Annotated in this window: 10 protein-coding genes; 1 reads left to right on the forward strand and 9 read right to left on the reverse strand. The window is 35.8% G+C overall.

Translation table 11 applies throughout. The features are described from left to right. Window positions 1-13: 13 nt before the first annotated feature. The 7 genes from H344_RS0116205 to H344_RS0116235 form a co-directional block, all read right to left on the reverse strand. Complete coding sequence (locus H344_RS0116205; RefSeq protein WP_026809533.1) at window positions 14-907, reverse strand: IS1595 family transposase; 894 nt, start codon at window positions 905-907, stop codon at window positions 14-16. A gap of 15 nt (window positions 908-922) precedes the next feature. Further along, window positions 923-1,390, reverse strand: coding sequence for a hypothetical protein (locus H344_RS21250; RefSeq protein WP_051254374.1), 468 nt, complete (start codon window positions 1,388-1,390; stop codon window positions 923-925). Between the two features lie 238 nt (window positions 1,391-1,628). Continuing rightward, window positions 1,629-1,892 carry a hypothetical protein gene (locus tag H344_RS21780; RefSeq protein ID WP_157378353.1) on the reverse strand — a complete coding sequence of 88 codons (264 nt, stop codon included), beginning with the start codon at window positions 1,890-1,892 and terminating at the stop codon, window positions 1,629-1,631. A 97-nt stretch (window positions 1,893-1,989) separates the two neighbouring features. Beyond that, window positions 1,990-2,439: a GNAT family N-acetyltransferase gene (locus H344_RS0116215; RefSeq protein WP_026811247.1), complete on the reverse strand. Its 450-nt coding sequence runs from the start codon at window positions 2,437-2,439 to the stop codon at window positions 1,990-1,992. Between the two features lie 81 nt (window positions 2,440-2,520). Further along, a complete protein-coding gene (locus H344_RS0116220; RefSeq protein WP_026811248.1) occupies window positions 2,521-3,132 on the reverse strand; it encodes a class I SAM-dependent methyltransferase in 612 nt (203 codons plus the stop codon). A gap of 170 nt (window positions 3,133-3,302) precedes the next feature. Next, window positions 3,303-4,502, reverse strand: a complete 1,200-nt coding sequence (gene trpB, locus H344_RS0116225; protein WP_026811249.1) for a tryptophan synthase subunit beta — start codon at window positions 4,500-4,502, stop codon at window positions 3,303-3,305. A gap of 493 nt (window positions 4,503-4,995) precedes the next feature. Beyond that, window positions 4,996-5,304, reverse strand: a complete 309-nt coding sequence (locus H344_RS0116235) for a DUF3784 domain-containing protein (RefSeq protein ID WP_026811250.1) — start codon at window positions 5,302-5,304, stop codon at window positions 4,996-4,998. A 1,406-nt stretch (window positions 5,305-6,710) separates the two neighbouring features. On the opposite strand from H344_RS0116235, the gene asnA reads away from it, so the two are divergent. Continuing rightward, window positions 6,711-7,754, forward strand: coding sequence for an aspartate--ammonia ligase (gene asnA, locus H344_RS0116245; protein ID WP_026811251.1), 1,044 nt, complete (start codon window positions 6,711-6,713; stop codon window positions 7,752-7,754). A 40-nt stretch (window positions 7,755-7,794) separates the two neighbouring features. Here the strand turns inward: asnA and H344_RS0116250 are convergent, their stop codons facing one another. Both H344_RS0116250 and H344_RS0116255 read right to left on the reverse strand, forming a co-directional pair. After that, window positions 7,795-8,577 (reverse strand): hypothetical protein, encoded by a 783-nt coding sequence (locus tag H344_RS0116250; protein WP_026811252.1) that lies wholly within the window; start codon window positions 8,575-8,577, stop codon window positions 7,795-7,797. Between the two features lie 269 nt (window positions 8,578-8,846). Further along, the coding region (locus H344_RS0116255; protein WP_026811253.1) for an integrase core domain-containing protein at window positions 8,847-9,158 on the reverse strand (312 nt) is incomplete at its 5' end.

A 9,158-nucleotide genomic window follows, 5' to 3' on the forward strand; every position in this document is an offset into this window, starting at 1 on the left:
TAGAGGTCAGTAGTTAGTTACTTATTAATTGTGATTGATATATTTTCTCTCCCTGCACCATCTTGGTGATAAGGTTGTTGAATATGGTTGCCTTGCTCTGTGATCGGTTGATCCGAAAACAGAATTCATTGAAGTACCTGTTCAGATTATCATCGCTCACCCAGGAATAGGTTGTCCTTATCCAAGATTTCACTTGGTGGATCATTGTGTGGAGTGCTTTAAAGTTCAGCCCCTTGTTGCTTTCTATCTGGGTGATGTCATATGCTTTGGCTATGGGCCTGTAGCCCCTCCACTTATCGGTTGTTACCTGCGCTTCCCGACTGATGTGGTTCACAAAGATGTATTGTAGGGACCGTGCGGAGAAATCATCGATCTTCATTGCATACATTCTCTTTACCTTGCCATCCTGGGTAAGCTGTACGGCTGTCACGGCCTTCTTTTTCTTGCCATCATAGCTCCTTCCCGTTTTGCCTTCGTCCCTTCCGCCAAGGACAAACTCGTCAACGTGTACTTCTCCGTCCATGGGATCGTTGCCGCTGGAGGTCATTGCTTCCCTGACCTTGTGCATAAAAAGCCTGGCGGTCTTTTCCGTAACACCGTAGCGAACCGACATATAACTTGCCGATAGGCTCTTGGTGGTGGTTGCCATCTCGAAACAGATGAAAAACGCTTTTCTGACACCGAACTTGACCTTATGGAAAAGTGTATCGGCGGTAGCGGATTCGATATGGCCACAGATATTGCACTGTCTGCCGAAGTCCTTGCGGATTTGACAGGCGGTATGGTTGCAACGAGTACATTTATAAGCACTTTTAGCCTTTATCGAAGCTAAGTATTCCTTGCAATCATCATCGGTTTTGAACCGATCAGAGAACTCTAGAAGATTTTGACCCTTGAAAACATCCATAATATTATATCTTTACTATAAATAAAGATACGTATTTAAATACTGACCTCTATCAACATATTCCATTTCCGTTGCATGGTGACATTTGTTGCAGGTGTTTGTGAGATGGGTATAACTCTCTTTAAATTTTTTAAGGTCCTTCTGATCAATAGCAATGTCTACACTATCTATGGCTGGATATATCATTCCTATTAATTGAGTTTCCTTTCTATCGGGGTGGTACTCCTCAATAGCTTCAATAGCTTCCATTAATTCGTGCACTTCAAAATCGGCAAGTTTCCAATTTTCGTGCTGTCCTGCAAACCATAGCTTAGCATGATGCGTTTGTATGGTGCCCATAAAATCTCCAAAACCAGGCTTGTAGGTATTAGCCAATTTAACTTCCAAACTGTCAATTCGGTTTTGTAATTCCTTAGTGTTGCCCGTTTGTTGATTACAAGATAATAGTCCTAATGTCAATAAAAATAAAAATACTTGTCTCATTTTACTGTGTTTTCTGTTTTTATGGTGTCTGACTCCCGTTAATAATTTTTATGTAAACTCTTATTTCTCCTTTTAAATGTAGTAAAAGAATTATTGGTTGAATTATGTCTAACGTATTGTTATTTGGTTAGTTATGAAGGTGACCTGCGAATTTAACAAATTAAAACTGAATTTGCATATCGGCAGCAAGTAAGACGCTATTTGCTCTAAAAGTGAGAGGGTTTGGGCTTGAAGAGTGTTAGTTTTTAAACATAATTTTGCGAATCCAATTTCCTAGAAAGTAACATAATACTAGATATCCAATTAACAGTAAGCTTCCCAATACCCATCCGAGATTTCCCATGCTATAAACAAAACTAAAAACATAAGTTTCCATGCTTTCTATGGGTCTTAATGAAACCGGCACATTGTTTGGCTTAGATAAGAGATCAATGATCAATATAAAAATTAGGAATCCAACTAATACACCGATGCCTCCTGAAACTATTTTATTCTTTTTCATTTAGTTTTTGTGTTACTTCCCTGTACCTTTTACATGGTTTAATCTAAAGAGATGGATTGCTAGTGGTTTGTTGAGTAGTTTGCCCCAAATAAATTTATTATAATAAATCTTTTGCAAAGCAGAGGCTATCTGGAATGCCTTTTAATGGACCGTAATTTGGAATGGATGCATAACCGTTTCGGTTGTAAAGTGCGCTAGCTTCCGGTTGTTTAGATCCCATAAAAAGAAGGCATTTAGTACTTCCTAATTCTTTGGACCAACTTTCTAATTCGGATAAGATTTTTTCTCCAATTCTCTGTCCTCTGGTTTTTGGAGAAACATACATCCTTTTTATTTCCATGGTGTTAACATCATACTCAGAGATAGCGCCACAACCAATAGCCTTACCTTCTTTAACCGCTAAAACAACATGATACAAGTTACTAATATTATTGAATTGAGATAGCGGATGAGTTTTTCCATCTCGTTCAGCTAGATCTGCATTGAGTAATTCCACTAGTTTTTTAAACTCGGCATTTTTAGAGTCGGTTCTTTTTATCTCTATCATAGTATTATATATACGCAAATGTTTTGGTAAAACAAAAGCAACCACGATTAGTAATGTTTAATCAATGTAGTTATTGGCTGTTCAGTTCAATTGTCTCTTAAAACTGCAAAACAAGAAATTCTGCGTTGTACCAAATGGAGTGATGTGGTCTTCTGTAGCGCACTTTATTTTATCAAACCCATTTATAAACTCTTTGGACAATTCTTCCTCATCGTATTGATTAATCTCGAGGCCACTGCATTTTTCAGGACCAGTTTTAGAAAATGTTCCTATCGTCAAGAATCCACTTACAGACTTTCTTGCAGTTTCTATATATTTTCTTTTCTGTTCAGGGCTTGTAAGAAAATGAAATGTAGCTCTATCGTGCCACAAATCAAAAGAAGTGGTGGGTTCAAATTCTGTAATGTCGCATACAATCCACTTTACTTTATTCGCTTTTTCTCTAAGTCGGGTTTTTGCTTTTTCTAGGGCCTTAGCAGAAATATCAAGTACAGTAATGTTTGTATATCCTTCATCAAGTAAGTAATCTACAAGCTCACTGTATCCGCCACCTATATCTATTATTTTTGCTGATTTATTTAGTCCGAAGGAATGGATAATCTCAAGGGAAGTTTTTGGCATTTCTTGCGTCCAACTAACTTGGTCTGGATTTTTTGTGTTATAAACTGTTTCCCAATATTTCTTTCTATCCATAATTCGTTTCTCTTATTAAGCTTGTAACTAGCAGTTGATATCCTAGTAGGGTGTGAACTTTCACTTATTAAAAAAAGCTCTATCGAAGCTATGTTAATCACCAAGAAAATGGTTATTACTGTCTTCAATAGAGCTTTAAGGTGTGGGTTGGTTATTTTATCTAAAATAGGTTATTCTGGTAGACCATAAGTATCCACAACATAGTCGATATCCTTATCGCCTCTACCGCTTAAATTGACCAATATAGATTTTTGAGGTTGCTCCTTAGCCAGCTTTAATGCATAGGCTACAGCATGCGAGCTTTCAAGAGCAGGTATAATACCTTCTAGTCGACTTAGTTCGTAAAAAGCATCAATAGCTTCTTTGTCGTTAATAATATCGTAGTTAACCGTGTTATTATCTTTAAGCATACAATGTTCTGGTCCAACAGCAGGGTAATCTAGTCCGCTAGCTACAGAATAAACGGGTGCTGGCTCTCCTTTTTCATCTTTTAGCATATAGGATTTAAACCCATGCATTACCCCTGGAGTTCCCAATGTCATGGATGCAGCATTTTCGCCATATTCCATAGAACGTCCTGCGGGTTCAACACCATGTATCTTACACTCATCATCATTTAGAAAAGCAGAGAATAATCCTATGGCATTACTCCCTCCACCCACACAAGCAACAACGTTATCTGGTAATTCCCCGGTCATTTCCAAAAACTGTTCTCGTGCTTCAATTCCGACCACACGTTGAAAATCGCGAACCATCATTGGAAATGGATGAGGCCCTACTACGGAACCAATGCAATAAATGGTGTTTTCAGGGTCCTTAAGGTATGCTTCGAAAGCCGAATCTACAGCCTCTTTTAAGGTTTTTAGTCCGTGGGTAGCAGGTACAATAGTTGCCCCTAATATTTTCATGCGCACCACATTTGGATGCTGTTTTTTAATATCCACTTCGCCCATATGAATTTCACACTCTAAGCCAAAATAAGCGGCAGCAGTAGCCAAAGCCACACCATGTTGACCTGCACCAGTTTCTGCAATAAGCTTCTTTTTACCTAGGTGCTTGGCAAGAAGGGCTTCTCCCATACAGTGATTTAGTTTATGTGCCCCAGAGTGATTCAAATCTTCTCGCTTTAAGTAAATACGTCCTCCGTATTTTTCTGATAAACGAGAGCAGTAATAAACAGGAGTTGGACGTCCTTGGTAGTGTTTACGTATGCTACGCAGTTCTTGTATAAAATTATGAGATTTACTTATGGTATGGTACGCATCCGTTATCTTTTTCATTTCAACCTCTAGTGACGGCGGAATAAAAGAGCCTCCGTACTCGCCGAAAAAACCTTCACTATTTGGGTATGTTTTAAAATAATTGCTCATGAAAATATTCTTTTTGACAGTTAACAACGTAAATATGGAGAAAATTTATCACTTTTTTGCAACTACCATGTTTTTTGGTGTTGGATGTGAAAACTATTGGTGTTTTACAATCGGCTTTCTTTCCAATTCTTATAATTAACTAGGAATGTGCTCTATGTAAGAATAGGATGTTGCTGAAAATTAGCCAGCTTTTAGATACAGGCCAGATAATAGCGTTCTAGATGTTACATTAAATAAACGTTTTATTTAATTCAGTTCAGTGTCCAGGAAAGGCTGTAAACACAAGGGGAGGGGGACTTTGATTTTTAAAGGTGGAATTACCGGTAATGCTAGAAGTTATGTTTTTCCTAGGGTAATGTTATTCTATATTTTAGGGACGATATAGTACAAGCGAGGTTCAGGCTTGCACTAGTGGTGATTGCAACAGGAGCATGGATTATTATTCCTATAGCAGGTAATATGTTGCTTATCCTTACTTCCTATTTAGGTCTTTTTATTTTCGGATTTTGTACTTTTTAGAGTTTGAAACAATTAACACGTAGGGAATTCCAATAGCCAGTGAAGTCCAAAAAGCATAATCTTGAATCATTGGGTTTTCTAGCCATTTAGCAATAAAGTATCCAACTATAATAATAAAAGCCATTCCAAACATGGCATTTCTAAATACACTGGCAATACCTTCAATATCATATTTTTCCTTTTCTTTTTTGGGCATGGTATTATAACCCGCGATTAAAAAATACATTTTGCCGTATTTTATAAATACACCAAGGAGAATAAAAAGAAGTGCTACTCCAATCATTAGGTAGAATTTTTTAAATTAATCTCTATTTAATTTACTCATTAAGTGAGGTTATAAAGCCTCTGCCATTGCCAACCCATTCCGTTTAGGAAGGCATTTTTTTGTTAGAACTGTATTTTACAATAACCTCAATAATGTTTCTATAGTGTTGGTTTAATTCGCTGATTTTCTAATAACTAGGGTGTTACTAGTGATTATTTCATTTAGTTTATCAATATCAGATTCCACTACATCAGTCAGATCAATCCGTATTTCCTGACCATTAGTTTTAGTTAAGGTTATTATTTTACAATTGAGCTCGGTCTCACTAATTTGACTGAACGGGATTGATTTTCCTATAAAAGTTTTATTTCGGATTACGATGCCTTTCTTATTCCATTGTACGGTATTTTTAAACTAGAATAATTTACTCGATAATCGAGATTTAAATGCTCCGAGGCTTGCCTCGAAATCAATACGTTTTTTTTCATTAATGCCTTGTGAGCTTGCCCCGAGGTAGTTTACTATAGTAGACTACCTGAATAAAAAATCCGCATGCAGTTATGTATTTGTAGATTTTTGGATTCTCAAATTCCACTGGTTCAAATATTCCCACGAGCAAAAAAAATAATGATAGGATTATTAGTGCAAACCAAAACCCCCTCTTTCCTAAATTATCAAAATGTATTCTTTTCATTTGGTGGTGAACTATTTCGTATGTCGATTATTGATGAAATATTGCTCGAACGTTAACAGGGCGCTATAGGGTATTACCATTCTCATCTTTAAATCTTTTTTCCATGCTTTTGTTAGGAAATTATTTCCCTAGAAACCAAGATATATGGGTGCAATCTGAGCATACAAAACAGGTGGCACTTTTATTGGCCCAATCTAAGTTGAAGAAAGATGCTACGGCTGAATTTAGTTGAGCTCTTCTGGTCCAGAAGAGATTGTTACTGCATACGGGGCATCTTAGGGTATTTCCTGATACTTCAACAGGCTGAGGTTCTTTATTTTTAGATGACTTCATTATTATTACGCGTTTATTAAGCTAATGTAATTTCCATTGGCTTATAAGTTGATATCTACACGCTGTGTTTAGTTAGTAAAAACAGCAACGAAACTAATTTAACAAAAAGAAACAGAACGTTTTGGGGAATTCTAAATAAATTCTGAGCATGAAGTAGGGTGGTGCAACGTTATTATACACCTTAAGTTTCCCTAAACCTAGATCTTGTTTTTATTGTCGGCAGCCCACAGAATTACAGCTTAAAATGTACCAAATGCCATAATCTCGTTATAAGTTTAACATTTTGTGACTTCTCATTCAAGACTGTTTTGATATTCCTTCTAATTATCGCATTTTTGTTTTTTAATATACAATTAATAAAAGCGAGTTGCTAATCAACTAATTAAATGTTGCCATAATGGGTTATAAATTACAAATCCCGAAAGGATATCAACCACAATTAAATATACAAGAGACAGAACAAGCAATTAAATTGATTAAAGACTTTTTTGAGCTTAGTTTATCATCAGAATTGAGGTTAAGAAGAATAACAGCGCCTTTGTTCGTTAAGAAAGGATCTGGAATTAATGACGATCTTAGTGGTGTAGAAAGACCTGTGACTTTCCCGATACTATCTATGAACGATGAGGAAGCTGAAATTGTTCATTCCCTTGCAAAATGGAAAAGACTTGCTTTGGCCCGATTCGAAATTGAAGAGGGATATGGGGTGTATACAGATATGAATGCATTACGTCCCGATGAGGTTTTCTCCAATATACACTCTATCTATGTAGATCAGTGGGATTGGGAGAGAGTAGTTAGTAATGAAGAAAGATCTGTTGATTTTCTAAAGTATATAGTAAATAAAATTTATAGCGTTTTTAGAAGGGTAGAATATATTGTGTATGAGCGTTACCCACAATTAAAGCCTATTCTCCCGGAAGAAATAACCTTTCTTCATACTCAAGAATTAGCAGATATGTACCCTAACCTTTCTCCAAATGAGAGAGAAACTGAAGTTGCTAAGAAGTACGGTGCCGTATTTATAATTGGTATTGGGGGACTATTATCTAATGGGGAAAAGCATGACGGTAGAGCTCCTGATTACGATGATTGGAGTACAGAATCTGAAAATGGTCTTAAAGGGTTAAATGGTGATATTCTACTTTGGAACCCAATTCTAGAAAAAGCTCTAGAAATTTCATCTATGGGAATCCGTGTAGATAAAGATGCTTTAAATAAGCAGTTAGCCATTGCAGGTGCAGAGGATAGAAAGGAATTAATGTGGCATAAAATGCTACTTAATGATGAGCTTCCATTGTCTATAGGAGGTGGAATTGGTCAATCTCGTTTATGTATGTTTTTCTTGAAAAAAGCACATATTGGAGAAATACAGACCAGTATTTGGCCAGATGAAATGATTGAAGAATGTAAGCAAGGAAATATTCCTATTTTATCCTAAGCTTCATTACGATTAAGTTTATAGCAAATGGCTGCCGATTTTAATTGGTAGCCATTTTTTTATTTCTTCTAATTGAAAAAATAATAAATAGTCCAATTATTGTCAATGCATAGAATGCACCGGTTGTGGTCAATGATATAGATGAAAAATGAAGATCAATATTTTCATAATGGGGTAATCCAAAATATGTTTTGGGAGATATCACCTCAATACCTTTAAAATTGTATATCGTTATCCCTTGTTTGTAAATAAAGGGTAGGGGAGTGGCGAGTAATAGTAGGTGTTTTCTTTGCCAGAATGCTAATAAAACTAGGATAAGAAGTATTGCGAATATGGAAGTATAAGCGATATAAATTTTAGTTCTGTTAGTTTCATAGTCGGGAAGCTTAAAATTGGTTTCAGGAGAATAAAATGTACTAGCAATATTTGTATTAAGAGGTTCAAATCTTAATAAAGTCAACTTTCCTTCTTTTTCTAATACTTTTATAGAATAAGAGAATTTTCTACCATCATTAAAGGTCACCCAATATTTTACAAGGAACTCAGAGTTTACACCATATTGATTTGTTAAACGAGCTTCTCGTAATTCGGTTTTGTGTTCCAACCCCTTCCATATAATTGCATTTTTATTTAGTGAGTTGATGTACTCTTCGGATACATTTTGGTCAAAATATTTTTCGTAAAAAGCATCTAATGGTTCCGTGTTTATGGATGCTTCAATTGCTTTTTCGGAAAATTGAAGTATTTCGGATGGAACTTCCTTTGTTTTCAGGGAACACGAGGAGAATAATATCGCTATGATTAGAATTAGTCTAATATTCATGATGGGGAAATAATTTAATTAGGTTGGTTTCACATCCCAATAAACAACAAATTTTTGGAAGGCTATCTTTTTGCCATGCTGAATTCTACAATCTGCTGAACCCAATCTAAATTATTGTTTAGATGTAGATTAGGTGTTATTCCAATAATCTCGTTTTTTTTTAATTTACGGCCACTCTGTTTTGTAGATAGGACGATCTTAAATCCTGAACAATTTTGCTTGGTAGTAAAAGCGCTATGGATTACCTACTAAATTTGGGACTAATTTTTTCAAGCCACTTTTTTAGAAAACCCTCTTATTTTGATTTCCATTTCTAAAGGGGAGAGATACCCTAAACTAGAATGTAGCCTTTCGTTATTATACCATGTTATATATTGCTTTATTGATTCGAACAATTGATTATGGGAGGTATATTTAAACCTATACAGCCATTCATGTTTAATTGTTTTGAAAAAGCTCTCCGCAACAGCGTTATCCCAACAATTTCCCTTTCTGCTCATTGACCGTGTTATTTTTTTATTATAAGTGAATAGATCGGTCATTTTATTCGAGGCATACTGCACCCCTCTGTCAGAATGAAA

Origin of the sequence: Arenibacter latericius DSM 15913 (genome assembly GCF_000424985.1) — a bacterium.
In the GTDB taxonomy this organism is placed as follows: Bacteria; Bacteroidota; Bacteroidia; order Flavobacteriales; family Flavobacteriaceae; genus Arenibacter; species Arenibacter latericius.